The sequence below is a fragment of the Streptomyces cylindrosporus genome (assembly GCF_022698165.1).
GTDB classification, from domain to species: domain Bacteria; phylum Actinomycetota; class Actinomycetes; order Streptomycetales; family Streptomycetaceae; genus Streptomyces; species Streptomyces cylindrosporus.
Map to the genome: position 1 here is coordinate 232,223 of NZ_JALDAY010000007.1, position 25,762 is coordinate 257,984.

Annotated in this window: 18 protein-coding genes and 1 pseudogene; 14 read left to right on the top strand and 5 right to left on the bottom strand. The window is 72.7% G+C overall.

Features of this window, described 5'->3' with window-relative positions:
• Positions 1-63: 63 nt before the first annotated feature.
• Complete coding sequence (locus MQP27_RS23715; RefSeq protein ID WP_242767359.1) at positions 64-519, top strand: MarR family winged helix-turn-helix transcriptional regulator; 456 nt, start codon at positions 64-66, stop codon at positions 517-519.
• On the opposite strand, the gene MQP27_RS23720 is transcribed toward MQP27_RS23715, so the two are convergent.
• On the bottom strand, positions 506-2,947 hold the full coding sequence (locus MQP27_RS23720; protein ID WP_242767360.1) for a SpoIIE family protein phosphatase: 2,442 nt from the start codon (positions 2,945-2,947) through the stop codon (positions 506-508). The two genes, MQP27_RS23715 and MQP27_RS23720, sit on opposite strands and share 14 nt — an antisense overlap.
• Positions 2,948-3,143: 196 nt before the next feature.
• Here MQP27_RS23720 and lanKC point away from each other — a divergent pair, with 196 nt between their 5' ends.
• The 4 genes from lanKC to MQP27_RS51420 all read left to right on the top strand — a co-directional run bounded on the left by lanKC (position 3,144) and on the right by MQP27_RS51420 (position 9,808).
• Complete coding sequence (gene lanKC / locus MQP27_RS23725) at positions 3,144-5,690, top strand: class III lanthionine synthetase LanKC (RefSeq protein WP_242767361.1); 2,547 nt, start codon at positions 3,144-3,146, stop codon at positions 5,688-5,690.
• A 73-nt stretch (positions 5,691-5,763) separates the two neighbouring features.
• On the top strand, positions 5,764-5,880 hold the full coding sequence (locus MQP27_RS23730) for a SapB/AmfS family lanthipeptide (RefSeq protein ID WP_028798592.1): 117 nt from the start codon (positions 5,764-5,766) through the stop codon (positions 5,878-5,880).
• A gap of 113 nt (positions 5,881-5,993) precedes the next feature.
• Positions 5,994-7,700: an ABC transporter ATP-binding protein gene (locus MQP27_RS23735; protein WP_242767362.1), complete on the top strand. Its 1,707-nt coding sequence runs from the start codon at positions 5,994-5,996 to the stop codon at positions 7,698-7,700.
• A gap of 146 nt (positions 7,701-7,846) precedes the next feature.
• Complete coding sequence (locus tag MQP27_RS51420) at positions 7,847-9,808, top strand: ATP-binding cassette domain-containing protein (RefSeq protein ID WP_308289978.1); 1,962 nt, start codon at positions 7,847-7,849, stop codon at positions 9,806-9,808.
• Here MQP27_RS51420 and MQP27_RS23745 read toward each other — a convergent pair.
• A pseudogene (locus MQP27_RS23745) lies at positions 9,731-10,480 on the bottom strand (response regulator transcription factor); the annotation flags it as partial. The gene MQP27_RS51420 and the pseudogene MQP27_RS23745 overlap by 78 nt on opposite strands.
• Before the next feature lie 101 nt (positions 10,481-10,581).
• On the opposite strand from MQP27_RS23745, the gene MQP27_RS23750 reads away from it, so the two are divergent.
• Positions 10,582-12,720 carry a SpoIIE family protein phosphatase gene (locus tag MQP27_RS23750; protein WP_242767800.1) on the top strand — a complete coding sequence of 713 codons (2,139 nt, stop codon included), beginning with the start codon at positions 10,582-10,584 and terminating at the stop codon, positions 12,718-12,720.
• Positions 12,721-12,810: 90 nt separating this feature from the next.
• Here the strand turns inward: MQP27_RS23750 and MQP27_RS23755 are convergent, their stop codons facing one another.
• Positions 12,811-14,199, bottom strand: a complete 1,389-nt coding sequence (locus MQP27_RS23755; protein WP_242767364.1) for a S1 family peptidase — start codon at positions 14,197-14,199, stop codon at positions 12,811-12,813.
• 191 nt (positions 14,200-14,390) lie between these two features.
• Between MQP27_RS23755 and MQP27_RS23760 the strand changes: the two genes are divergently transcribed.
• The 5 genes from MQP27_RS23760 (at position 14,391) to MQP27_RS23780 (ending at position 21,437) form a co-directional block, all read left to right on the top strand.
• A complete protein-coding gene (locus MQP27_RS23760; protein ID WP_242767365.1) occupies positions 14,391-14,804 on the top strand; it encodes a PaaI family thioesterase in 414 nt (137 codons plus the stop codon).
• Between the two features lie 452 nt (positions 14,805-15,256).
• A complete protein-coding gene (locus MQP27_RS23765; protein ID WP_242767366.1) occupies positions 15,257-15,472 on the top strand; it encodes a type A2 lantipeptide in 216 nt (71 codons plus the stop codon).
• A 121-nt stretch (positions 15,473-15,593) separates the two neighbouring features.
• A complete protein-coding gene (locus MQP27_RS23770) occupies positions 15,594-16,400 on the top strand; it encodes an HlyD family efflux transporter periplasmic adaptor subunit (RefSeq protein ID WP_242767367.1) in 807 nt (268 codons plus the stop codon).
• The gene (locus tag MQP27_RS23775) at positions 16,397-18,619 is read left to right on the top strand and encodes an NHLP family bacteriocin export ABC transporter peptidase/permease/ATPase subunit (RefSeq protein ID WP_242767368.1); all 2,223 of its coding nucleotides are present in this window, start codon (positions 16,397-16,399) and stop codon (positions 18,617-18,619) included. The genes MQP27_RS23770 and MQP27_RS23775 overlap by 4 nt, the downstream gene beginning before the upstream one ends.
• 1 nt (position 18,620) lies before the next feature.
• Entirely contained in the window at positions 18,621-21,437 is a 2,817-nt protein-coding gene (locus MQP27_RS23780) for an NHLP bacteriocin export ABC transporter permease/ATPase subunit (RefSeq protein ID WP_242767369.1), read from the top strand.
• A gap of 4 nt (positions 21,438-21,441) precedes the next feature.
• Here the strand turns inward: MQP27_RS23780 and MQP27_RS23785 are convergent, their stop codons facing one another.
• Complete coding sequence (locus MQP27_RS23785) at positions 21,442-21,969, bottom strand: SRPBCC family protein (RefSeq protein WP_242767370.1); 528 nt, start codon at positions 21,967-21,969, stop codon at positions 21,442-21,444.
• 6 nt (positions 21,970-21,975) lie between these two features.
• A complete protein-coding gene (locus MQP27_RS23790; RefSeq protein ID WP_242767371.1) occupies positions 21,976-22,320 on the bottom strand; it encodes an ArsR/SmtB family transcription factor in 345 nt (114 codons plus the stop codon).
• Positions 22,321-22,497: 177 nt separating this feature from the next.
• Between MQP27_RS23790 and MQP27_RS23795 the strand changes: the two genes are divergently transcribed.
• From MQP27_RS23795 to MQP27_RS23805, 3 genes are all read left to right on the top strand, one after another.
• Complete coding sequence (locus tag MQP27_RS23795; RefSeq protein WP_242767372.1) at positions 22,498-24,000, top strand: MFS transporter; 1,503 nt, start codon at positions 22,498-22,500, stop codon at positions 23,998-24,000.
• 82 nt (positions 24,001-24,082) lie between these two features.
• Positions 24,083-24,577: a methyltransferase family protein gene (locus MQP27_RS23800; RefSeq protein WP_242767373.1), complete on the top strand. Its 495-nt coding sequence runs from the start codon at positions 24,083-24,085 to the stop codon at positions 24,575-24,577.
• Between the two features lie 40 nt (positions 24,578-24,617).
• Entirely contained in the window at positions 24,618-25,625 is a 1,008-nt protein-coding gene (locus MQP27_RS23805) for a Ppx/GppA family phosphatase (protein ID WP_242767375.1), read from the top strand.
• Positions 25,626-25,762: the final 137 nt, after the last annotated feature.

The following is a 25,762-nucleotide window of genomic DNA, read 5'->3' on the forward strand; positions in this document are numbered from 1 at the left end:
TAGGGCAGACCGGAAGATAAGGTGGTGATCACCGTGAGCAGCGCAGGAACCGGGAGCCGTGCCATGAGCCCAGCCGCAGCGGAGCCGAGCGAGGGATCGCTGCTCCTGGACGACCAGCTCTGCTTCGCGCTGTACGCCGCCTCCCGCGCCGTCACCGCGCGCTACCGCCCCCTGCTGGACGAACTGGGGCTGACCTACCCGCAGTACCTCGTGATGCTCGTGCTGTGGGAGCAGGACTCGATCTCGGTGCGCGACCTGGGCGTCGCGCTCCAGCTGGAGTCCAGCACGCTGTCCCCGCTGCTCAAGCGGCTGGAGGCGAACGGGCTGCTGCGGCGCGAGCGCCGGGCGGAGGACGAGCGGTCCGTCGCCATCCGCCTCACCGAGGCGGGCGCCGAGCTCAGGGACCGGGCCGGCACGGTGCCGCTCGCCATCGGCGACGCGATGGGCCTCACCCCCGAGCAGGACGCCCTCGCCAAGCAGCTCCTGCGGCTGATCACCGCCAACGTCAGCGACCGCTGAGCGCCAGCTCGGCCCACACCTGCTTGCCGCCGCTGACCGGCACGGTCCCCCACACCTCCGACATCGCCTCGGTCAGCAGGATGCCGCGGCCGCCGGTGGCATCCCAGCTGATGCTCGTCGGCTTCACCGGCGTGCGCGGCGAGGAGTCGGCGACGGCGACCCGCATCCGGTGGTCGAGAAGGGTGAGGTCGAGGCGGACCCGGCCGTCGGTGTGCACCAGGGCGTTGGTGACCAGCTCGGAGACGACGAGCAGGACGCCGTCCATGTCGTCAGGGGGCACGCCCCAGGCGCGCAGGGTGCGTCGGGTGAAGCGGCGGGCGTGTCCGACCGCCTCCGGGACGCGCCAGACCGTCCAGCTCTCCCGCAGCGGGCGCAGCGCCATCCCGTCGTAGCGCAGCAGGAGCAGGGCGACGTCGTCGCTGCGGTGGGCGTTGCCGAGCAGGGTGTCGGCGACCAGGCCGAGGTGGGCGGGGTCGGAGACGGCCAGCTCGTGGGCGACGCGGTCGACGCCCTCGTCGATGTCGGCCTCGGCGGACTCGACGAGGCCGTCCGTCATCAGCGCGACCACCGTGCCGGGCTGCAGCCGCAGCAGGCTCATCGGGAAGTCGGCCTGCGTCACCACGCCCAGCGGGGGTCCGCCCTCCGCGTCGGGGATCTCGGTGCTGCCGTCCGGGTGGCGCAGCACCGGCGGCAGATGTCCGGCGCGGACGTACCAGGCGGAGCCCTCCTCCATGTCCACGTCGACGTAGCAGCAGGTGGCAAAGAGGTCGGTCTCCAGGTCCACCAGGAGCCGGTTGGCGTGCGAGACGACCACGTCCGGCGGGTGGCCCTCGACGGCGTAGGCGCGCAGCGCGGTGCGCATCTGGCCCATCAGGGTGGCGGCGCCCGCGTTGTGGCCCTGGACGTCCCCGATGACGAGGGCGACGTGGTTGTCGGGCAGCGGGATCACGTCGTACCAGTCGCCGCCGACCTCCAGGCCGGCCGTGGTGGGCAGATAGCGGGCGACGGCGACCGCGCCGGGCAGCTTGGGCAGGCGACGCGGGAGCAGCTGGCGCTGGAGCATGCCGACGAGTTCGTGCTCGGCGTCGAAGGCGTGGGCGCGCATCAGGGCCTGTCCGGCGAGGCCCGCGGAGGCGGTGAGCAGGGCGCGTTCGTCGGGGCCGAAGTCGTGCGGGGTGTCCCAGCCGATCAGGCAGGCCCCGGCCATGCGGCCCCCGGCCGGCAGCGGCAGGACGGCGAGGCCGCCGGGGCCGACATCCGCGAGGGCGGGTTCCAGGGCGGTGCCGGCGGGCCAGATCTGGGCACGGCCCTCGCGCAGGGCGGCGGCGAGGGTCGGCATGGCGCGCACGGGCGCGTCGGGCCACTCCGAGCGCCACTCCAGCCGCCACAGCTCGGGCCAGGACTCCTGGTCCGGCGGGTCGAGGACGGTGACGACGAGCCGCTCGCCCTCCAGCTCGGCGAGCGCGATCCGGTCGGCCCGCAGCGGCTTGCGCAGGGCGGAGACCACGGCCTGGCTGACGTCGCGGACGGTGCCCGCGGTCGCGAGGGCGGCGGCCAGGCGCTGGACGCGGGCCACGTCGGTGACGTCGGAGCGCAGCGTGGAGGCGTCGGCGACGGTGCCGACGAGACGGGCGGGCCGGCCCTCGCCGCCGGGCAGCAGCCGCCCGCGCAGCCTCAGCCACTTCGGCGGACCGGACGGCTGGAGCACCCGGAACTCCAGTTCGCGCTCGCCGATGGACATGTGGTCGGCCTCGACGACGGACATCAGCGAGGGCAGGTCCTCCGGGACGGTCAGGCCGAGCAGGGTCTCGACCTTGCCGTCGAACTCGTCGCGGCTGAGGGCGAACAGCTCCAGGATCTCGTCGCCGACCTCACCGCGGCCGGTGTCCAGGGCGAGCACGAACGCGTTCGCGGGCAGCTCGCCGCCCTCCGCGGCGGGGGCCCGGACGGGGCTGCCGACGGCGTCGGCGATAAGCTCCAGGCATTTGCGGTCCTCGGTGTCGAAGCCGTCCGGCCGCTCGCTGACGGCCAGCAGACACTGCCCGCCCCCGCCCCCGCGCGCGGGCAGCACCGCCAGGTGGAAGTCCCGCGCCGGCGTCCGCCGCGACTCGGCGAGCTCCTTCGGCCCGAGCCAGACCGGCTGCCCGGCGCGCTGGGCGTCGGCCACCGGCGAGTGCCCGGAGCGCGGATAGCTGTCGCGCACCCCGAACAGGGTCCTCGGTACGCCCGCCGACTCCACCAGGCACAGCACGTCGCCGTCCTCCCCCGGCGCGTACACGGCGACGAAGGCCGCGCCGGCGAAGACGAGCGCCTGTTCCAGGACGCGGCGCACCCTTTCGGGCGAGGCCGGACCGTCGGTGAGCGCTTTCAGGGCACCTTCGGCACGCAGAGTCCTCGTTCTGCGTCCCTCAGCGCCCTCACTGACCACGTCCGCAATTACAGCGCGTATGAGGCGCCTGCGCAGCCCCTGTGAGCGTTCCGTGGAGGTCAGAAGGCGTGTCCGGTCGAAAGGCGCCGAACATGTCTTAACGCATGCGTACCGCACGGTGGTCTCGTGACAGGCGTGACTGTCCCCGGCCCCGGCTCGGCTGGAAGTCTCGTTGCCGGGCCACGGAGGGGGTTCGATGGACAAGCGGTACGAGGTGTACGCGCTCGCGGACAGACACTTCTACGAGACGCCGGACCGGGCGGCCGCGGCCGGGCAGCAGGCGTCGCCCCTGTTCGGGACCGCCCGCCGCGAGGTGCCGGAGGGCTGGGAGGCGGCGCGGATCGGGGACTGGCTGACGCTGACGCCGCCGGCCGCCGAGGCCGCCCCGGCACAGGGCTGGAAGATCCACGCCTCGGCCACCCGGGCGAACGCCGACCGCATCGCCGCGATCGTGTGGGACTACTGTGTGCCGCGCCGCATCCCGTTCAAGTTCGTGCCGGGCCCGCATCTGCTCCATTTACGGAACACGAAGTACGCCGGCCGCGACACCAGCGGCAAGTTCGTCACGATCTACCCGGCCGACGAGGACCAGCTCCACCTGGTCCTGCAAGAGCTGGGCAGACTCCTGGAGGGCTTCGAGGGCCCGTACATCCTCACCGATCTGCGCTGGTACGACGGTCCGCTCTACGTCCGCTACGGCGCCTTCGCGCGCACCTTCACCGTCGACGAGCGGGGCTCGCTGGTGCCGGCGGTGCGGGACGGCGAGGGCCGGCTGGTGCCGGACCGGCGGGCGCCGTCCTTCCAGGTGCCCGAGTGGGTGACCCTGCCGGCCTTCCTCGAACCCCATCTGGCAGCGCGCAACACGACGACGGTGGGCGAGCTGCCGTACCGCATCGAGAAGGCGCTGCACTTCTCCAACGGCGGCGGGGTGTACGCGGGCACCGACACCCGGGACGGGCGCAAGGTCGTCCTGAAGGAGGGGCGGCCGCACGCGGGGCTGGCCTCCGACGGGGCGGACGCGATCACCCGCCTCGAGCGGGAGAAGGCGGCGCTGGAGCAGGTCGCGGGGACCGGTGTGGTGCCCGAGGTGCGGGACTGGTTCACGCTGGGCGAGCACCGGTTCCTGGTCATGGACTTCGTCGAGGGCCGCCCGCTCAACTCCTTCTTCGCCGAGCGGCATCCGCTGCTCACCCCGGACCCGGATCCCGAGGCCGTCGCCCGGTACGCGCAGTGGGCGGTGCGCGTCCACGGGGCCGTGGAGCGGGCGGTGGCGGCGGTGCACGCGCGCGGGATCGTCTTCAACGACCTGCACGTCTTCAACATCATGGTCGCGCCGGACGAGGAGTCCGTCTTCCTCATCGACTTCGAGGCCGCGGCCCCGGCGGCGGAGAACGGCCGCCAGGTCGTCGCCCACCCGGGCTTCTTCGCCCCGCCCGACCGCACCGGCGCCGACGTCGACCGCTATGCCCTGGCCTGTCTGCGGCTCGCGCTGTTCCTGCCGGTCACCACGCTGTTCGTGATCGACCGGGGCAAGGCGGCCCACCTCGCCGAGGTGATCGCGGAGCAGTTCCCGGACGTACCGCGGGAGTTCCTGGACGAGGCGGTCGCGGAGATCACGCGCGGCGCCGAGGTGGGCGCCCCGGCCTTCGTGCGGCCCGCCGACCGGCCGCACAGCCGGGACTCGATGGTCAAGGCCATCCTCGCCTCCGCCACCCCGGAGCGCGACGACCGGCTCTTCCCGGGCGACATCGCCCAGTTCTCCGACGGCGGCGGACTCGGTCTCGCCCACGGCGCGGCCGGCGTGCTGCACGCGCTGGCCGAGACCGGCGAGCGCCACGAGGAGGGCGAACGCTGGCTCCTCGCCCACACCGACCCGTCCCCGGCCGGTACGCCGCTGGGCCTGTACGACGGTCTCGCGGGCGTCGCCCACGTCCTGGACCGGCTCGGCCACCGCCGGCGGGCCCTGGACCTGGTCGAGGGCATCCTGGCCGAGAAATGGCAGCACCTCTCCTCCGACCTGCACGGCGGACTGGCCGGCCTGGGCCTGGTCCTCGGCGAACTCGCCCGCACCACCGGCGAGTCGGAGCTGGCCGAGCGGTCCGCCGAGGCCGCGGACATCCTCGTACGACGTCTCGCCGAACCGCCCGCGGAGAAGCGCCGGCGCCGGGCCGGGCTGCTGCGGGGCTGGAGCGGGCCCGCCCTGTTCCTGCTTCGGCGGTACGAGGCGACCGGCGAGGCACGGCTGCTGGCGGCGGCCGGGGTGGCGCTGCGCCGGGACCTGGAGTGCTGCGTGGTGCGCGAGGGCGGGGCGCTGGAGGTCGACGAGGGGTGGCGGACGCTGCCCTATCTCGGCGACGGCAGCGCCGGTGTCGGGATGGTCCTCGACGACTATCTCGTCCACACGGCCGACGCGAGCGGGGACTTCGCGCACGTGCGCGAGGGGATCCTCACCGCCGCGAGCTGCCGGTTCTACGCGCAGCCCGGTCTGTTCCAGGGGCGCGCGGGGATGATCCTGCACCTGAGCCGTACCGGCGCCGCACCGGACCGGCTCGCCGAACAGCTCGACGGGCTCGGCTGGTTCGCCATGGCCTACCAGGGCCAACTGGCCTTCCCCGGGCACCAGATGATGCGGCTCTCCATGGACCTCGGTACCGGAACGGCAGGCTGCCTCCTCGCGCTCGACGCGGCCACCGGGGGCACCGCCCACCTGCCGTTCCTCCCGCCGCTCAGGCGGCCCTCATGACGCGGCTCCGCAACCTGACGGAGTCGTGACCGAACCCCGTCCCCACGGGTGAACACGGAAGGAAGGACACGAGATGGCACTGCTCGACCTGCAGACGATGGAGTCCGACGAACACACCGGCGGTGGCGGCGCGAGCACCGTCAGCCTGCTCTCCTGCATCAGCGCGGCGAGCGTTCTGCTCTGTCTGTGACGCTCCACCGAGCACCGTGAGCACACGGCTCCGGGCGGTCCGCTCCCTCGGGAGGGGCCGCCCGGGGTCCTACGCACGCCCCCTCCCCTTCTGGATGCGAGGCCGCGGCCGACATGACGACTCGTGCCGACACCGCACCGACGCCCCCACTGACGAACGCCGCCGTCCAGCACAGCGCGGGCCGCTGCCTGGCCCTCTGTCTGCTGAGCACGGCCTCGACCGCGGTCGTACTGCTGCTGCCCGCCGCTCTCGGCCGGACCCTGGACCTGCTGCTGGCCCACGCCCCCGCGACCCGCTGGGTGCTGTACTGCGCGGGGCTGGTCCTGCTGGCGGCCCTCCTCGACGCCTGCGAGACGGTGTTGAGCGGCACCGTCGACGCGCGCACGACGGCCTGGCTGCGGCGCCGCCTGGCCGGACACGTGCTGGCCCTCGGCCCGCGGGCCGGCGCCCGTTTCGGGCCGGGTGACCTGGTCGCACGCCTGGTCGGGAACGCGGCCCAGGCCGGGACCGCACCGGCCGCCCGCGCCGCGCTGCTCGCCGCGCTGGCCGGCCCCGTCGGGGGCGTCGTCGCCCTCGGCCTCGTCGACTGGCGGCTCGCGGCCGTCTTCCTCGCCGGGGCGCCGGTACTGACGCTGCTGCTGCGCGCGTTCGCCCGCGACACGACCCGGTGCGTGGCCGACTACCAGCGCGTGCAGGGACGTATCGCGACCTCGCTCGCGGAGGCGGTGGCGGGCAGCCGCACCGTCCGGGCGGCGGGTACGGCGGACCGGGAGACGGCACGGATCCTGCGCCCGCTGCCCGAACTCTCCCGTGCGGGCCACCGGATGTGGCGCGTGCAGGGGCGGGCGGCCGGTCAGGCCAGTGCCGTGGCGCCGCTGCTGCAGCTCGGCATCGTCGCCGTCGCCGGAGTGCTGCTGACCCGGCACCGGCTGACGGTCGGCGAGGTGCTGGCGGCCTCCCGGTACGCGGTGCTCGCGACCGGGGTCGGCGTGCTGGTGGGCCAGTTCGCGAGCCTGGCGCGGGCGCGGGCCGCCACGGCGCGTCTCGCCGACGTGCTGGAGCAACCGGCCCCCGCGTACGGCAACCACCAACTCCCTTCCGGACCAGGCAGGTTGGAGCTGCGTGGCGTGACGGCCCGGCGCGGCGACCACACGGTCCTCGACGGCATCGACCTGACCGTCCCCGGCGGTACGACGCTCGCCGTCGTCGGCCGCTCCGGCACCGGCAAGTCCCTGCTCGCCGCACTCGCCGGCCGCCTGGCCGACCCCGACGCCGGGGAGATCCTCCTGGACGGCGTCCCCCTGCCCTCCCTCCCCCACGACCAACTGCGCCGAGCCGTCGGCTACGCCTTCGAACGCCCCGCCCTCCTCGGCACGACGATCGAGGACACGATCGCCCTGGGCCTGCGCTCCCCCTCCCCCGCCCGGGTCCGCGAGGCGGCCCGCAAGGCCCGCGCGGACGACTTCGTCCGGCGTCTCCCGCACGGCTACGCCACCCCCTGCGCCGACGCCCCGCACTCCGGCGGCGAGTCCCAACGCCTGGGTCTGGCAAGGGCGTTCGCCCACGGCGGCCGACTGCTCGTCCTCGACGACGCGCTGTCCAGCCTCGACACGGTGACGGAGGCCCGGATCGCCGACGCCCTGCTGGCCGACGGCTCGGCGACCACCCGGCTGATCGTCGCGCACCGGGCGACCACGGCGGCCCGGGCCGACGCGGTGGCCTGGCTGGACGGGGGGAAGGTGCGGGCGGTGGGCACGCATGCCCGGCTGTGGCGGGATGCCGGGTATCGGGCGGTGTTCGGGGACGGAGGGGCGGGGTGAAGGGCGTCGGGCACGGGCGCGGCACGCGCCGGGGGCGGTCGGGGCGGAGGGCCGACGCGAATGCCCTGCGGGACAGGGGGCCGACACGGGCGACTTCCGGTCCGAACCGCGGCCGACGTGGGCGCTGGTCTGACCAGAGGACCGACATGAGGGGCGGAGTCGGGGTACGGGGGCTGCGGTTCCTGTGGGTGCGGTGGCGGGTGGTGCTGCGGCTCGCCGGGTGGTCCGTCGTGGAGGCCGGGCAGACCTTCCTCACCGGATACGCCCCGGCCCGCGCCCTCGACCAGGGGTTCCTCGCCGGACGGGCCGGGCTCGGGCTGGCGTGGCTCGCCCTGGCCGGGGTCGGCGTGCTCCTGGGGGCCTACGGCACCGCTCGCGCGTACGCGGCCGTCGCCGCGCTCGTGGAACCCCTGCGGGACCGGCTCGTCGAGCGGGTGGTCGGGCGCGGGGTGCGGGAGGCCGACGGCGCAGCCCTGTCGGGGCTGACCCAGCAGGTCGAGATCGCCCGGGACACCTTCGCCGGACTGGTGATGGTCTCCCGGTCGTTCGCGTTCACGGCCGTCGGGGCGCTCGCCGGGCTCGTCTCCCTCGATCCGCTCCTGCTCCTGGTCGTCGGGCCCCCGCTGCTGGCCGGCGTGGCCCTGTTCGCGGCGACGCTGCGGCCGCTGGCCCGCAGGCAGGAGGCATATCTGGTGGCCGACGAGGCGCTGGCCCACCACTGGGGCGCCGTCTGCCCGGGCCTGCGGGACATCACGGCGACCGGCGCGGAGGAACGCATCGCCGCCGACACCGGGGACCGTATCGACGCCGAACTCGGCACCGCCCGCGCCCTCGCCCACTGGGGCGTCCTGCGCGTGGCGTCCCTGGCGATCGGCGGCCAGCTCCCGATCGTCCTCCTCCTCGCAGCCGCGCCCTGGCTTCTCGACCGTGGCGTCACCACGGGCGCCCTCGTCGGCGCCCTCGCCTACGTCACCCAGTCCCTGCTGCCGGCCCTGCGCAACCTCGTGCACGGGCTGGGCACGAGCGGTTCACGACTGACGGTCGTGCTGCGCCGGCTGGCGCCCGCACCCTCACGACGGGAGGCAGCGACGGGGCCCTGCGGGCAGGACTCATCCCGGGACGCCGGTCCGCCGCCTGCCCGACCGGGTGCCCGCCGGCCCCGGGCGAGCGCGACCACCCCGGCCGCCCCCGCCACCGGCTCACCTCTCCCCGCCACCTCGTCCACCCCGCCCGCCCTCGCCCTCAACGCCGTCACCTTCGCCTACGGCCCCACCGCCGCCCCCGTCATCGAGGACCTCGACCTCACCCTGCGGCCCGGCGCCCACCTCGCCGTCGTCGGTCCGAGCGGTATCGGCAAGTCCACGCTCACCGCTCTGGTCGCCGGCCTGCTGCGGCCCCGGCAGGGCACCGTCCGGGTCGGCGGAGCGACCGTGCCCTCCGCGGCGGCCGCGGCGCAGCGCGTGCTCATTCCGCAGGAGGCGTACGTCTTCACCGGGACCCTCGCCGAGAATCTCGGGCACTTCCGGCCGGACCCGGGGCCCGAGGCGGAGCTGCTCGCGGCGGTCGACGCGGTCGGCATGGGCCCGCTGGCCGAGCGGCTCGGCGGGCCGGGGGCCCGGGTCGACCCGGCGGCCCTGTCCGCGGGCGAGCGGCAGCTGGTCGCGCTGGCCCGCGCCTACCTGTCGTACGCCCCGCTCGTCCTCCTCGACGAGGCGACCTGCCATCTCGATCCGCAGGCCGAGGAGCGCGCGGAACGCGCCTTCATGGAGCGGCCCGGCACCACCCTGGTCGTCGTCGCCCACCGGATCAGCTCGGCCCGGCGCGCGGAGCGGGTGCTGGTGATGGACGGCACGGGGACGGCGTACGGGACCCATGCGGAACTGATGCGGGTCTCGGCGCTGTACCGGGACCTCGTCGGGAGCTGGGCGCCCGGCCCGGCGGGGGGGTCAGAGCCAGCCCTCGCCCTGCGAGATGCGGATCGCGTCGATGCGGTTGCGGGCCCCGGTCTTGCGGGTGATGGCCGCCATGTAGTTGCGCACGGTCCCGTGGGACAGGTGCAGGCTCCCGGCGATCTCGGCGACGGAGGCCCCCTCGGCGGCAAGGGATAACACGCTCAACTCCCGCCGGGTCAGCGGCATTTCGGCGGCCTTGAGGAAGCCGAAGCCGAGCGAGTCATGGACGAAACGTTTTCCCTCGGCGACCCGCCGGATCCCCTGCACCAGCTGGTCGGGCGCGCCCGCCTTGTCGACGTAGCCGAGCGCGCCCGCCTCGATCGCGCGTTTCAGCAGGCCGGGCCTGTTCGCAGTGGCAAGGACGAGGAGCCTCGGCGGTGTGTGGTCCGGGGTTCTCGGACACAGGTCGCCGAGCGGTGGGACGCCGTACGCCTCCGCGCAGTCCAGGTCGGCCGCGCAGACGTCGGGCCGCAGGGACCGCACCCGGTGGGGCGCGCTGCGCCAGGGCGTGTCCTCGACCGTGAGATCGGGTTCCCGGCGCAACCACTCCGCCAGGACCGATCGCACCAGACACGCGTCGTGCACCAGAAGTACCCGGATCACTGCCGCCGCCCCCTCAGCTCGCGTACGCCGGTTCCATGGTGTTGAGCGCGTGCCCATTGTTCGCGTCCGTGACCGTCCGTGGGCGCGAAGAATCGGCCATCGGGGTGCGCGGGGGCGCACGCGGGGCGCCCGTACACCGCCGCGCGCATCAACTGAGGGGGCATGGGAGAGGGGCGTCGGGGTACCCGACCGTCCTTCACCGTCCGCGGGCACCCCTGCGCCCATGGCGAGCCCTTCCGGCGCCGCCTGCGTCCCGCTCGCCGTGCGCGTCCGGCTTCCAGGGGGCAGATTTGATCCCTGGGACAGGGGACCGACCGGGCGAGGAGGTGGTCGCCGTGTCCGACGGGCGTACCTCCGCGCCGGCGAGCGCGCGGACACGGGTGGGGCGGCCGCTGCTCTCCCTGGCACTGGCCTCGATGATGGACGAGGTCCACGCGCACTCCGGCGCCGTGTATCTGCTGGCGGCCGAGGAACCGGTGCTGGAGATGGCCGTGATGGCAGGGCTGCCCCGGGCCTTCGCGGCGCCGTGGGAGCGGGTGGGGCTGAGCGCGCCGATCCCGGTAGCCGAGGCGGTGCGCGAGCGGCGCCTGGTGTGGGTCGGCGGCGAGGAGGACATGGCCCGCCACTATCCGCGCATCGCGGTGGTGCTGCCGTACCCCTTCGCGCTGGCCGCGCTGCCGGTGGCGACGGCCTCGACGGCGTACGGCGCGGTCTTCGTGACCTGGCCGGGCTCCCATCCGCCGCAGCTGTCGGACCGGGAACGGGACCATCTGACGGCGGCCTGCGACCGGCTCGCGCTGCGGCTGGAGCGCGCCCTGGAGGAGAGCCGTCCGCTGCTGCCCGAGCCGGACCTGCTCGCCGCGCCCGTGGTGGGCGGGACGGCCGGCACGCTCGGCACGGTGGAGGCGGCGCGGATGGTGGCCCGGCTGCCGTACGGGCTGTGCTCGCTGGATCTGAACGGCCGGGTGACCTTCGCGAACACGGCGGCGGCCGAGCTGATCGGCGTGCCGGTCAGCGGACTGCTCGGCACCCAGCTGTGGGCGTCGGTGCCGTGGCTGAACGACCCGGTGTACGAGGACCGCTACCGGGCCGCGCTGATCAGCCAGCACACCACCTCGTTCGTGGCGCTGCGGCCGCCCGGGGACTGGCTGTCGTTCCGGATGTATCCGAACACGACCGGGCTGAGCGTGCGGGTGACCCGGGCGCGGGCGGTGGCGGAGATGAACCGGGCCGGTCCGCAGCCCGGTGACGCCCCGTCCCGGCTGGTGACGATCTCGCAGGTGCTGACCCTCGCGGGGGCGCTCACCGAGGCGGTGGGGGTGCAGGACGTGGTGCAGCTGGTCGCCGACGAGGTCGCGCCGGCCGTGGGCAGTCAGGCGCTGGTCGTCCTGGGCTCGCGGGCCGGGCGGCTGCATGTGCTGGGGCACCGGGGCTATGCGGACCCGCATCTCGTGGAGCGGTTCGACGGGCTGCCGATGTCCGAACAGACGCCGGGCACGCACGCGCTGAACACCGGAGTGCCCGCCTTCTTCGACTCGCGGGAGGAGCTGGAACGGCTGTACCCGTCCCGGCACGCCACCCCCGACGGCTTCGCGGCCTGGGCGTATCTGCCGCTGATCGCCTCCGGGCGGCCGGTGGGCACCTGTGTGCTCGCCTATGCCGATCCGCACCCGTTCCCCGCGGACGAGCGCGCCGTGCTGACGAGCATCGGCGGGCTGATCGCGCAGGCCCTGGAGCGCGCCCTGCTCTACGACGCCAAGCACCAGCTCGCGCACGGCCTGCAGGCGGCCCTGCTCCCCCACTCGCTGCCCCGGCTGCCCGGCATCGAGGCGGCCTCCCGCTATCTGCCCGCCACCCAGGGCATGGACATCGGCGGCGACTTCTACGACCTGGTGCCCACGCAGGGCGTGGCGGCGGCCGTGATCGGGGACGTGCAGGGCCACAACGTGACGGCGGCCGGGCTGATGGGGCAGATCCGCACGGCGGTACGGGCGTACACGACCGTCGGGCAGGCCCCGGAGGAGGTCATGCGCAGCACCAACCGGCTGCTGATCGACCTGGACGTCGACCTGTTCGCCAGCTGTCTGTATCTGCGGCTGGATCCGGCGCGCGGGCGGGCCGTGATGGCCCGGGCCGGTCATCCGCCGCCACTGCTGCGCCGCCCGGACGGGAAGGTGCGGGTGCTGGACCTGGCCGGTGGTCCGCTGCTCGGCATCGACGGTCTGGCCGGGTATCCGACGACGGAGGTGGACCTCGCGCCCGGCTCGGTGCTCGTCCTGTACACCGACGGGCTGATCGAGTCGCCGGGCGTCGACATCGAGGACGCGCTGGCCGAACTCGGGGAGCGGCTCGGTGCGGCCGGGCAGCTGCCGCTGGACGAGCTGGCCGACCTTCTGATCAGGGAGGGCGCGAACGCCCAGGAGCGGATCGACGACGTGGCGTTGTTGCTGCTCAGAGCCCGGTAGGGGCTGGTTTCCCGGTCATGTGACGCGGCCCGGCCCTCCCGCCGGAGGGCCGGGCCGTCCGCTGTCGGCCGGAACCGCGGTCGAGGCCGATCAGCGGGTCGAGGTGAGCGAGGAGCCGTCGTCCGCGCCGGACTGGTCGTCGGCACCGGACTGGTCACCGACGCCCTCGCCCGACTGGTCGCCCGCGGTGGCGGACGGGTCGACCGCGCCGGCGCTCTCGTCGCCGCCGCCGACCGCGTCGCCGCCGGCACCCACGTCACCGGCGCCATCGGTCGCGGAGGCGGACGGGTCGGCCGCACCGACACCCTCGTCGCCGGCGCCCGCGCCCGCGGCACCGTCGCCCAGCGTGGCGCCCGTGGCCGTGAGGGCCGTGGTCACCGGCTGGAAGAAGGTCTCGCCGCCGTTGGTGCAGTCGCCGCTGCCGCCGGAGGTCATGCCGACCGCGCTGCCGTCCTGTGTGAACAGGGAGCCGCCGCTGTCGCCGGCCTCGGCGCAGACGTCGGTCTGGATGAGGCCGGTGACGGTGTCGACGCCGTTCGGGTCGGTCTCGCTCTGGAAGTTGACCGTGGCGTCGAGGCCGGTGACCGTGCCGTCGTGCAGACCGGTGGTGCTGCCCATCCGGAAGACCTGCTCGCCGACGGTCGCGTCCGCGGCCCCGGTGATCTGGACGGTCTGGCCGCCGCCGACGTTGACCTCGCTCGGCGCCTGGGTGGCCGGGTCGTCGTACTTGACCAGGGAGAAGTCGCCGTCGCCGGGGAAGGTGGCCTGGTCGACGGTGGCGATGGGGGCGCCCGTCTCGGAGTCGGACCACTCCTTGGCGGCCACACCGCAGTGTCCGGCCGTCAGGAAGGCCGGGCTGCCGTCGCTCGCGGTGACGTTGAAGCCGAGGGAGCAGCGGACCGTGCCGCCCTCCGCCTGGGCGAAGATGGCGTCGCCGCCGGAGACCAGGGTCTTGAAGGTGCCGGAGGACTTCTTGACGGCCGCCACGTCCGAGCCGAGGCTCTCGACGGTCGACGTCAGTCTGTCCCACTTGGCGCCGGTCACCGTGGAGTCGGCGGTCACCTGGATCTTGTTCGTCTTCGGGTCGAGGGCCCAGGCGGTGCCCGGGATGGTCGCGTCCGCGGCCAGGGTCTTCGCCCCGGCCTGCAGGGTGGCGAGGCTGTTCTTGACCTCGCGGACCTTCGCGCCCGCCTTCTTCGCCTGGACGACCACGTTGTTGTCGCCGGATACGACGTTGACGACCAGCTGCTGGGTGCCGGAGTCGTAGTAGGAACCGGCGAAGGCCTGGCCGAGCAGGTCCTGAAGCTGCGCGGCGAGATCCGATGCGTCGGTCGCCTTCAGGGTCTTGGGGGCGGCGTCCGTCGACGAACCGTCCTGCGAGGCATTCGCGTTCGGCAGCAGGATCGCCGCCGCGCCGAGCGCCACGACGCTGCCCGCCGCGATCGCGGCCTTGCGCTTCGGAATTCGCTTGTGACTCAAACTTCTCGACCTCCTGGGGGACCGGAGTCTGTGTGCCGCCGTTCGGCAGCCGTTCTGTTCGGGCGCCTGGATGGCCATGGGTACGCACGGGGCACGCGGGGCGTTCAATTCCGTTTGCCAACTCGCTTTGCACGACGAGGAATCGGCCATGACCCGGGACTTACCGAGGGGCGCGGGGAACAATCCCCCATATGACGATGACCACCGCCGAAGCCGACAAGATCCTCTCCGCCAACTTCGCCCCCTGGGTGCTCGATCTGGGCCTGACCGTCGAGGAGTTGGGCGAGGGCCGGGCGACGTTGCGTCTGCCCTGGTCGGACCGGCTGTCCAGGGAGGGCGGCGGGCTGTCGGGGCAGGCGTTGATGGCCGCGGCCGACACCGCCACCGTGATCGCGGTGTCGGCCGCGCGCGGCGGCTACGGCCCCATGACGACGGTTCAGCAGTCGACGTCGTTCCAGCGCGCGGTGACGGGTTCGGATGTCCTGATCGAGGCGGTGCTCACCAAACTGGGCCGCCGCATGGCGTTCGCCGACATCACGATGACCGACGGATCGACGGGTGAACTCGCGGCCCGGGCGAGCACTGTCTATGCACTTCTGGGCTGACACGGTCCGCAGTCGGTCGGCAACGGTCCGTTCCGAACGCGGTGCCGAAACGAAGCTCCAGAGAATCTGCACATTGAATACTCAACGAAGTCACCGTGCGCGGAGGTTCTGCACAAGCCGGCGAGGGCCGTCACGCCATTGGGGCGGGAGTGTCTGATTCGCCGAGCGATCAGCAAGGGGTGGGACGAGCCGATGCCGTGACGCATGTGAAGAACTCGCCGCAGAGGCGTGCAGGAGCCTGCACGGATCGATACCTGAGGGGCTCAAGTTGCCTGGTGAGACGGTTGGTTGATTGGAAGCGCCCGGCCGCGCCGTGCTTTGATCCATCGCACCGCGGGGGCCGCGAAGGGTTCCCGGCAACGGGCGCCCGGCGCTCGCGGTCGCGGCCGTCGCTCTGTCCCCAGAGGGGGCCGCTCCCCCTTGTGAATATCCATATGAAGGGAAGTTCCATCATGAACTCCACCCCCCAGGTTGAGACCGTCGAGATCTCCGACGCCGAGCTCGACAACGTCTCCGGCGGTCTGTCCGTGAACGCCCTCGGCACCGTCACCGGCCTGGTGGACGGCGTTGCCCCGGTTTCCGGCCTGGTCGACACGGTCGTCGGCACCGTCGAGGGTGTCACCGGCCTGAACACCGCCCCGGTCACCAACCTGGTCGCCGGTCTCTGATCGCTGCCTTTGTGATCGTCGGGTCCCGGAGCCGTACAGCGGTTCCGGGGCTTGCGGTTGCCGTAGACCAACCGGCTCGGGCGAGCCGGTCCTTCCTCGTTTTCAGGTGAGGGAAAGTTCCGTGCAGTTCCGCCAACAGGCCCTCGCCAAGCTCCAGTCGCCGGAGGAGCTCGACCTGCCGGTGCGCTTCGCCCGGCCCCAGGGCTGGCTCGTCCTGTCCGTGACGGTCGTCGCGGTCGCGGCCGCCTGCGTGTGGGCGGTGACCGGTTCGGTGGCCTCCACGGTCAGCGCGCCCGCCATCCTCACGCACGGCGAGGGCAGTTACATCCTGCAGAGTCCCGTGGCGGGCCAGGTCACCGCCGTGCTCGCCGAGCAGGGCGAGCGACTGCCGGCCGACTCCCCCGTCCTGAAGGTCAAGACCGCCCAGGGCGAGACGGTCGTCCGCACGGTCGCCGCGGGCCGGATCACCGGACTCGCCGCCACCATCGGCCAGATCATCCAGACCGGTGCGAACATCGCCGCGGTCGAGAAGGTCGCGAAGGCCTCCGACCCGCTGTACGCGACCGTCTACGTCCCCGCCGAGAACGCGGCCTCCATCCCCGCGGACGCCGCCGTCGACCTCACCGTCTCCTCGGTGCCCACCCAGACGTACGGCGTGCTGCGCGGCCATGTGAAGTCGGTGGACCGCTCGGCACAGTCGGCCCAGCAGATCGCCGCGTTCCTCGGCGACAGCCAGCTGGGCGAGCAGTTCACCAAGAAGGGCCGCCCGGTGGCCGTACTGGTGAAACTCGACAAGTCGTCCGGGACCAAGAGCGGTTACAAGTGGTCGTCCAAGGACGGGCCGCCCTTCGGCCTCACCTCCATGACCACGGCCTCGGGTTCGATCCGGCTGGCCGATCAGCGTCCCGTCGATTGGCTGCTGCCGTGAGCACCGCAGAGCAGACGCGGAGCAGACGCCGCTCCGCCCCGCCCAAGCGCCCCGTCCCCACCGGGAAGTCGAAGACCGTCCGCACCCCGACCATCCTCCAGATGGAGGCCGTCGAATGCGGCGCCGCCTCCCTCGCGATGGTCCTCGGCCACTACGGCAAGCACGTCCCGCTGGAGGAACTGCGCATCGCCTGCGGTGTCTCCCGCGACGGCTCGCGCGCGAGCAACCTCCTGAAGGCGGCCCGCAGTTACGGCCTGACGGCCAAGGGCATGCAGATGGACACGGCCGCCCTCGCCGAGGTGAGGACGCCTGCCGTGCTGTTCTGGGAGTTCAACCACTACGTCGTCTACGACGGCATGGGCCGCCGCTTCGGCCGGCGCGGGGTGTTCATCAACGACCCCGGCAAGGGCCGGCGTTTCGTGCCCATGGAGGACTTCGACGGCAGCTTCACCGGTGTCGTCCTGGTGATGGAGCCCGGCGAGGGCTTCACCAAGGGCGGCCGCAAGCCCGGGATCCTGGGCGCGATGCCGGCCCGGCTGCGGGGCACCGCCGGAACCATGCCGGCCGCGGTCCTCGCGAGCCTGCTGCTGGTGCTGGTCGGCGCGGCGGTGCCGGCCCTGAGCCGCACTTACATCGACATGTTCCTCATCGGCGGCCAGACCTCGCTGCTGACCGTGCTGTTCTCGTCGATGGGCGCCTGCGTCCTGCTCACGGTCCTGCTGACCTGGCTGCAGCAGGCCAACCTGCTGCACGGCCGCATCATCTCCTCCACCCTCTCCAGCGCCCGCTTCCTGCGCCATCTGCTGCGGCTGCCGGTGACGTTCTTCGCCCAGCGCAGCCCGGCCGACCTGGTGCAGCGCCTGCAGTCGAACGACCAGGTGGCCGAGACGCTGGCCCGCGACCTCGCGGCGGCGGGCGTGGACGCGGTGGTCGTCGTGCTCTACGCGGTGCTGCTCTACACGTACGACCCGCAGCTCACCTTCGTCGGCATCGGCGTCGCGCTGCTGAACATCGTCGCCATGCGGATCGTCATCCGGCTGCGCGCCACCCGCACCGCGAAACTGCGTGCCGACAGCGCCCGGCTCACCAACACCGCCTACACCGGGCTGCAGTTGATCGAGACGATGAAGGCGACCGGCGGCGAGGACGGCTACTTCCTCAAGTGGGCCGGGCAGCACGCCACCACCCTGGAGGAGCAGCAGCGCCTCGGTGTGCCGAGCGCCTGGCTCGGGGTCGTCGCGCCGACGCTGGCCTCGCTCAACAGCGCGGTGATCCTGTGGATCGGCGGCATGCGCGCGGTCGAGGGCGGTATCTCGGTGGGCCTGCTGGTCGCCTTCCAGTCGCTGGTCACCCGCTTCACCGCGCCGATCACCCGCCTCAACGGCGTCGCGGGCCGCATCCAGGACTTCGCCGCCGACGTGGCCCGCCTCAAGGACGTCGAGAACTTCCAGGCCGACCCGCTGTACGGCCGCCCCGGCGCCGGCGACTCCACACGCCGCCTGCACGGGCACGTCGAGCTGCAGAACATCTCCTTCGGCTACAACCCGCTCGACAAGCCCCTGCTCACCGGCTTCGACCTCACGGTCGGCCCGGGCCAGCAGGTGGCGCTGGTCGGCGGCTCGGGCAGCGGCAAGTCGACCGTCTCCCGGCTGATCTCCGGCCTCTACTCCCCCTGGGAGGGCGTGATCCGCATCGACGGACAGCGCCTCGACGACATCCCGCGCGGCGCCCTCGCCGCCTCCGTCTCCTTCGTCGACCAGGAGGTCTTCCTCTTCGAGGGCACCGTGCGCGACAACGTGGCGCTGTGGGATCCGTCGATCCCGGACGACGCGGTGGTGGACGCGCTGCGGGACGCGGCGCTCTACGACGTCGTGACGCGCAGGCCCGGCGGCATCCACAGCAGGGTCGAGCAGGACGGCCGCAACTTCTCCGGCGGGCAGCGCCAACGCCTGGAGATCGCCCGGGCGTTGGTGCGCCGCCCCAGCATCCTGGTCCTCGACGAGGTGACCAGTGCGCTGGACGCGGAGACCGAGCAGGTCGTGATGGACAACCTGCGCAAGCGCGGCTGCGCCTGCGTGGTGATCGCACACCGGCTCAGCACCGTCCGGGACAGCGACGAGATCGTCGTACTGCAGCACGGCACGATCGTGGAGCGCGGGCGGCACGAGGACCTGCTGGCGCGCGGCGGCGCGTACGCGGCGCTGGTCAGGGAGCGATGAGATGACGACCGCACACGAAGGCGACCTGGTTCTCGGCGCCCTCGGCCAGATGGGCAGCTATGTCGACTGCTCGGGCCTGACCCGGCTCGACCTGGAAGGCCCGCAGGTGCTGTGGCTGGTCGCGGCGGGCAGCCTCGACCTGTTCGCGGTCGACGCCGTCCAGCAGGGCCACTGGCACCACCTCGGCCGCCTGGAGGCGGGCTCGCTGGTCCTCGGCCCGGTCCCGGGACCTCAACACACCCTGGTGGCACGCCCGTTGAGGGACTGCGTCGTCCACCGCATCGGCCTGCGCGAGCTGTACCAGACTGCCGACACCCAGACCTGGTCCTACGACGAGTACGGCAACGCCCAGTACGTCCCGCCGACGACCAGCCCCCTCGAATACGCCCTCGCCCTCGGTGTCGGCCGCAGCCTGTCCGTCCTCTTCCAGGCTCCGATGGCCACCGAGCGGGCCGCGGAGATCACCGACGACGACGTGTTCTGGATGCAGGTGCCGCCGGGGAGTGTGCAGTACGGATCGCTGTACGGCGCCGAGGCCGCCGCCGATCTGCTGATGGACCCCGCGGTGTGGCAGTCCATGGTCGACCAGCAGTACCGGCTGCTGACCACGCTGGACCGCTGGATCGAGCAGCTGGAGCGGACCCACGAGACGCGAACGGCCGCCGGGATCAAGGCCGGTGAGGCGGTCCGCGCCCAGGCCGACCGGACGCTGCTGGCCTCCATCGGCAAGTCCTCGGCCAAGCGCACCACGGCCGCCGACGCGGACGCCACCTACGCGGCGTGCAAGCTGGTCGCCGAGGCGGCCGGGATCGAGCTCGCCGAGCACGCGCAGAACGGGACCGGCAGCGACCGGCTCGACCCGGTGGAACAGGTGGCCGTCGCCTCCCGGGTGCGCACCAGGGCCGTACGACTGGACGGCCGTTGGTGGCGGGACAACGTCGGGCCGCTGGTCGGTCACCGGGCCCTGTCGGGTGCGCCGGTCGCGCTGCTGTGGCGGCGCGGCGGATATGTGGCCGTGCATCCGGCGAGCGGGCGCGAGACGCCGATCGAGAAGGCGAACGCGGAGGAGTTCGAGCCGCGCGCGGTGATGTTCTACCGCCCGCTGCCGGAGCGGACGTTGAGCCCACTACGGCTGCTGCGGTTCAGCATGCGGGGCACCGGCGGCGACCTGGGCAACCTGCTGATGAGCGGGTTGGTGACGGTCGCCATCGGCGCGCTCGTGCCGATCGCGACCGGCAAGGTGCTGGGCGAGTTCGTGCCGAAGGCGCAGACGCATCTGATCGTGCAGGTCTGCCTGGCCGTGATGGTGACCAGCGTGGTGGCGGCTGCCTTCATGCTGCTGGAGAACCTCACCATCCTGCGTCTGGAGGGCCGTATCGAGTCCACGCTCCAGCCGGCCGTCTGGGACCGGCTGTTGAGGTTGCCGACGAAGTTCTTCACCGAGCGCTCGACGGGCGAGCTGGCGAGCGCGGCCATGGGCATCAGCGCCATTCGCCGCATGATGGCGGGTCTCGGTCCCGTGGTCGCCCAGTCGGTGACCGTGGGCGCGATGAACCTCGGTCTGCTGTTCTGGTACAGCCCCTCGATGGCCCTCGCCGCGATCGGCATGCTCGTCGTCATCGCGGGCGCGTTCCTCGGGCTGGGGCTGTGGCAGGTGCGCTGGCAGCGCAAGCTGGTCGTGCTGTCCAACAAGCTGAACAACCAGGCCTTCCAGACCCTGCGCGGCCTGCCGAAGCTGCGGGTGGCGGCGGCCGAGAACTACGCCTACGCCGCCTGGGCCTCGGAGTTCGCGCGCAGCCGGGAGCTCCAGCAGAAGGTCGGCCGCATCAAGAACCTCACCACGGTGATGGGCGCGGTCTATCTGCCGCTGTGCACCCTGCTGATGTTCATGCTGCTCGCGGGCCCGGCGCGCGGCTCGATGTCGGCGGCCGCGTTCCTCACCTTCAACACCTCGGTGACGATGCTGCTGACCTCGGTCACCCAGCTGACCGGCGCGTTCGTGTCGGTGGTGGCCGCGCTGCCGCTGTTCGAGGAGATCAAGCCGGTCCTGGAGGCCACCCCGGAGGTACGCGCGGCGAGCACCCGGCCGGGACCGCTGACCGGCGCGATCGAGGCCCGCCGGCTGTCCTTCCGGTACGCCGACGACGGGCCGCTCGTCCTCGACGACGTGTCCTTCGACATCCGCCCCGGTGAGTTCGTGGCGATCGTCGGCCCCAGCGGCTGCGGCAAGTCGACGCTGCTCAGGCTGCTGATCGGCTTCGACAAGCCGGTCTCCGGGAGCGTCCTGTACGACGGCCAGGACCTGTCCGCCCTCGACCAGTCGGCCGTGCGCCGGCAGTGCGGTGTGGTGCTGCAGCACGCGCAGCCGTTCACCGGCTCCATCCTGGACGTCATCTGCGGCACCGAGCCGTACACGCCCGAGGAGGCGATGGCGGCGGCCGAGATGGCGGGGCTCGCGGAGGACATCAAGCGGATGCCGATGGGACTGCACACCATCGTCTCGGGCAGCGGCGCGGTCTCCGGCGGCCAGCGGCAGCGCCTGATGATCGCCCAGGCGCTGATCCGGCGACCGCGGATCCTGTTCTTCGACGAGGCGACCAGCGCCCTCGACAACGAGACACAGCGCGTGGTCATCGAGTCCACCAAGGCCCTCAACGCCACCCGTGTCGTCATCGCCCACCGTCTGTCGACGGTGCTGGACGCCGACCGGGTCATCGTCATGGAGGACGGCAAGGTCGCCCAGCAGGGCCCGCCCGCGCAGCTGCTCGCGGACACGGGCGGGCGGCTGCACGAGCTGGTGCGCCGGCAGCTGGCCTGAGAGGTCAGTCCAGGCCGGGGACGGGTGCTCCGGAGGGCACACCGGCGTCGAGGTAGGCGGCGTAGAACTCCTTCCAGGGCGCGTTCGCCCCGGCATGGGGTCCCTCGAAGGCCTCGCCCCGCGCCTTCGCGTCCAGGGCGGCGAGGCACACCTCCCAGCCGGCGCCGTTGCGGGCGGCGGTGTCGGCGGCCTGGAGGACGTTGGTGAGGGTGAAGCGGGTGCGCTTGTCGTCCAGCGCCTCCAGGTCGAAGTGGAGCTCGTCGCCGCCCCACTCGAAGGAGAGGTGGCGTGGCTCGTCGAGCGCGAGCACCCGGCCCGTCGACTCGGGCATGTTCGGGTCGCCGCTGAAGGTGATGGTGCCGCCGGGGCGCGGGTCGATCTCCGCGCGGGACGGGAACCACTGGGCGAGTTCCTCCGCGTCCGTCACGAACTGCCAGACGCGCTCGATCGGATGGTCGTAGGTACGGCTGAAGCGGACGGCCGATCGGCCGTCGTCCAGGGTCAGATAGGTGCCGGTGAGATCAGCGGCCATGGTGGATCAGTCCTTCGGGGCGGGTTCCTCGGGGTCGTCCGGCGCCGTCTCGTCGAGGCGGCGGCCCAGCTGGTCGAGGCTGCGGTTCCACAGCGTGCGATAGGGCGCCAGCCATGCGTCGAGTTCGGCGATCGGAGCAGGGTCGAGGGCGTAGACGCGGCGCTGCGCGTCCTGCCGGACCCGGACGAGACCGGCCTCCCGGAGCACCTTCAGGTGCTTCGAGGTGCTCGGCTGGCTCAGACCGCACGCCTCCACGATCTCCCCGACGGGCCGGGGCCGCTCCAGGAGCAGCGCGACGATGGCCCGCCGGTGCGGATCGGCGAGGGCGGTCCAGAGCGAGGCGTCGGACATGACTCCAATATGCCTCAGCGGTTATATGCCGGTCAAGGAATAAGAGATGGACGACACATCCTGCGAAACGTTGCCGTTTCGCTTCAGGAGGGTCTAGTCTGCTGGTGTACGAAACCGTTTCGTTCCTGGTTTCGGCGATTCCGGCAACCCGAACGACTTCCCTGGAGTGGTTCTCCCATGTCCCAGAAGACACTCACCGACGACACCTCCACAGGTGCCGTGGAGGCGCCAGCCTCGTCATCGTCGAAGCGCTGGTGGATCCTCGCGGTCATCGCCCTCGCGCAGCTCATGGTGGTGCTGGACGCCACCATCGTGAACATCGCCCTGCCCTCGGCCCAGGCCGACCTGGGCTTCTCCGACGGCAACCGGCAGTGGATCGTCACCGCGTACGCCCTGTCGTTCGCCTCCCTGCTGCTGCTCGGCGGCCGGATCGCCGACCTGTTCGGCCGCAAGACGGCCTTCCTCGTCGGAGTCGTCGGCTTCGCCGCCGTCTCCGCACTGGGCGGAGCCGCCACCGGATTCGGGATGCTGGTCACCGCGCGCGCCCTGCAGGGTGCCTTCGGCGCGCTGCTCGCGCCGGCCGCGCTGTCGCTGCTCAACACCACGTTCACCGACGCCAGGGAACGCGCGCGGGCGTTCAGTGTCTACGGCGCCATCGCCGGCGCCGGCGGTGCGGTGGGCCTGCTGCTCGGCGGTGTGCTGACCGACGCCTTCGACTGGCGCTGGACGCTGTACGTGAACGTGCTGATCGCCGTCGTCGCGTTCGTGGGCGGCTGGCTGCTGCTGACCAACCACCGCGACGACACCAGCGCCAGGCTGGACGTCCCGGGCACGGTGCTCGTCGCCGCCGGTCTGTTCTCCCTGGTCTACGGCTTCTCCAACGCCGAGACGCACGACTGGGGTTCGGCGCTGACCTGGGGCTTCCTGATCGCCGGTGGTGTGCTGCTGGCCGCCTTCGCCTGGTGGCAGACCAAGGCCGCGCACCCGCTGCTGCCGCTGCGCATCCTGCTCGACCGCAACCGCGCGGCCTCGTTCCTCGCCGTGCTGATCTCCGCGGGCGGCATGTTCGGCGTGTTCCTCTTCCTGACCTACTACCTCCAGCTCAACCTCGGCTTCAGCCCGACCAAGACCGGCGTGGCGTTCCTGCCGATGGTCGGCGCCCTGATGGTGGCCGCACAGCTCGGCACCACGGTCCTGCTGCCCCGCATCGGCCCGAAGGTGGCCGTTCCGCTCGGCTTCGCGGTCGCGGCGGCCGGCATGGCCTGGCTGACCGGCATCGGCGTCGGCTCCAGCTACGTCAGCGCGGTGCTGCCGCAGCTCATCGTCACCGGTTTCGGTCTCGGCCTGGTGATGCCGGCGGCCATGCAGCTGGCCACCGGCGGAGTGGCGGCCGAGGACGCGGGCGTGGCCTCGGCCACGGTCAACGCGATGCAGCAGGTGGGCGGTTCGATCGGCACGGCCCTGCTGAACACCCTGGCCGCGAGCGCCGCGACCGACTACCTCGCCGGCAAGGACGCGACCAGCAAGCTGGTGCAGGCCCAGGCGACGATCGAGAGCTACACCACCGCCTTCTGGTGGTCGGCGGGCATGTTCGCCGCCGGCGCCGTGATCGCCTTCCTGCTCTTCCGCCGCGGAGTCCCCGAGCAGGACCCGGACGCCGCCCCCGTCGTCCACATGTGATCACCACGAGCTGAGCCGCACGGACCGAGGGGCCGCCGTCTGCAGGGAGACGGCGGCCCCTCTTCACTGGCATGGTGTGGGTGTGCGCAGGGCATCGGCGGCGCTGGGCAGCGCCGCGTTCCTCGTTCTCGTCTCCGGCAGCGCGGCCGTACTGGTGCCGTGGTGGCTGACCGGCTGGCGGGCCGGTGACTGGTGGCTGCCGCTGCGGCTGCTCGGTCTGGTGCCGCTGGTGGCGGGGGCCGCCGTGATCCTGGTGGCCTTCGGGCGGTTCGCCCTGGAGGGGCTCGGCACACCGGCTCCGATCGCGCCGCCGGTGCGCTTGGTGGTGACCGGTCCGTACCGGTACGTGCGCAATCCGATCTACCTCGCCGTGGCAGCGGTCCTGTGCGGCCAGGCCCTGCTGCTCGCCCGCCCGGTGGTCTTCGTCTACTGCGCCTGCGTCCTGCCGGTCATGTGGGCGTTCGTGCGCTGGTACGAGGAGCCCGGGCTGGTACGGCGGTTCGGCGCCGACTACGAGCGCTACCGGCGGGCGGTGCCGGGGTGGTGGCCGCGCGGGCGGCCCTGGCCGGGCGAGTGACCAGCTTTTGACCTGGGCCGAAATGGGTACTCACCGGCCCATGCGAATCAGCGTGGTGGATGTGGGGTCGAACACGGTCCGGCTCGTGGTGGCGGACGCGGAGGGCGGGGTGCCGCTGCCCGTGCACACCGCGAAGTGGCGACTGCGGCTGTCGGAACAGGTCAGGCCCGGCAGCAGCATCCCGGAGGAGGCCGTCGAACGGCTCGTCGTGGCGGTCGACGAGGCGAGCCGGACCGCCGCCCGGTGGGGTGCGACGCCGCCGCTGGCCTTCGCCACCGCGGTCGTACGGGCCGCCCCCAACCGCCAGGAGGTGCTGCGCACCGTCCGCTCGCGGACCGGCGTCCTGCTGTGCACGCTGCCGGGCGAGCTGGAGGCCGAGCTCACCTTCCTCGGGGCGCGGCGCTGGATGGGCTGGCAGTCGGGCCCGCTGGCTCTGTTCGACATCGGCGGCGGCTCCCTCGAAGTGGCGTTCGGACGGGGCCGGTTGCCCGAGTTCGTGGCCTCCCTGCCGCTCGGCGCGGGACGTCTGACGCACGAGTTCTTCCCGGATGCGGATCTGCCGCTGCCCCAACAGCTGCGGGCGCTGCGCCGCAAGGTGCGGCATCAACTGCGGGACGTGGCGGCACGGATCCGCTGGGAGGGGCCGCGCACGGCGGTGGCCACCTCGCGCACCTTCCAGCAGCTGGGACGGCTGTGCGGGGCGGCGCCCGGACGGCACGGCCCGTTCGTGGAGCGGCGGTTGCGGCGCTCGGACCTGGGTGCGGCGGTGGAACGACTGGCCGGCCTGCCCGTCGCCGAACGCGCCGAGCTGCCCGGCATCTCCGCCCCGCGTGCCGCGCAGAGCCTGGCCGGCGCGATCGTCGGGCACACCGCGATGAAGCTGACCGGCCTCAAGGCGGTCCACATCTGCCCGTGGGCGATCCGCGAGGGAGTCCTGCTGCGCCACATCGAGGACGGAGCCTCCTGGTGGACGGAGATCAACCACCTCGACGACTCCTTCGCCGCCAAGGATCCGGTCCCTCTGCGCATCGCATCTGCGACCACCTGAGCGGAAAGTCAAGCGGATCCAACTCAATTCACCAGGTCGAGTGAACCAGATCTTGCGCACGGCTCGTCAGGGATGTTCGCCATCGCACCGGGGTAACTACCGGGATCGAATGCGCCCCTTGTCGAGGTGGAGCGGAC